The organism is Leucobacter soli (assembly GCF_042659205.1).
GTDB lineage: Bacteria > Actinomycetota > Actinomycetes > Actinomycetales > Microbacteriaceae > Leucobacter > Leucobacter soli.
In genome coordinates, this window is sequence record NZ_JBHSRW010000427.1 from 1 (window position 1) to 951 (window position 951).

General features: G+C 72.8%; 2 protein-coding genes. One reads left to right on the forward strand and one right to left on the reverse strand.

Annotated elements, in window-relative coordinates; all coding sequences use genetic code 11:
• Window positions 1-60: 60 nt before the first annotated feature.
• Entirely contained in the window at window positions 61-297 is a 237-nt protein-coding gene (locus tag ACFPZL_RS13715) for a heavy-metal-associated domain-containing protein (RefSeq protein ID WP_218114494.1), read from the reverse strand.
• 121 nt (window positions 298-418) lie between these two features.
• Between ACFPZL_RS13715 and ACFPZL_RS13720 the strand changes: the two genes are divergently transcribed.
• Window positions 419-951: glycosyltransferase (locus ACFPZL_RS13720; protein ID WP_382335943.1), on the forward strand; the 533-nt coding region annotated here is incomplete at its 3' end.

Sequence of the window (951 nt, forward strand, 5' to 3'; positions counted from 1 at the left end):
GGGTGGTGTGGGGGGGGGGGCCGTGCCGGCCGGGGGGGGCGGGACCGCCGCGGCGGCGGATCAGGATCGGGCCGCGGAGTAGCCGGCCTCGTCGACCGCCGCGAGAACGGCGGCGTCGAAGTCGACGGCATTGACGTCGGCAGCGCCTGACGCGGCATCCGCGGTCACCGCCAGCCGGCCGGTCCGGTGGTCGACCTTGACGCCGGTGACGCCGGCGATCCGTCCGATCTCGTCGCGCACGTGGCGTTCGCAGCTGGTGCAGGTCATCCCGGTGACGGTGTACTCGATGGTCCCCATGGCGCGTTCCCTTCGGCGGCTCTGGTGCGACATATACCCAGGTGGGGTATGTGTTCGCATACTCCAACTATATACCCGGGGGAGGTATTCCCGGCAAGTCGCCCTGCGATACGGTCGTAGGGTGACTCCCTCCCCGCTCGGCATCGCCTTCGTGGTGCTGCACACCTCCCCCCTCGACGAACCGGGGACCAAGGACGCGGGAGGCATGAACGTCGTCGTCCGCGCGCACGCCGAGGAACTGGCCAGGGCCGGCCACCGGGTGCAGCTCATCACGCGGCGCAGCTCGCCCGAGCTGCCCGACGAGGTCGAGCCGGTGCCCGGGCTCTCCGTCGTCCACCTCGACGCCGGGCCGCCGAGGCTGCTCGCGAAGGGTGAGCACGAGGCGCTGATCCAGCCCTTCGGCGACGCCCTGCGCGCGCGGTTGGCCGAGCATCCGGTGGACCTCATCCACGCCGAGCACTGGTACTCGGGGCTCGCCGCGCTGCCGGTCGCCGCGGAGCTCGGCGTGCCCATGGTGCAGAGCTACCACAGCATCGCCGCCGGGAGCACGACGCCTCTCACCGAAGGAGAGCGTCCCGAGTCCCCGGGCCGGCCGGCGGGGGAGCGGCGACTCGCGCGCGAGGCGGACCTCGTCGTCACGGTGAGCGCGGCCGA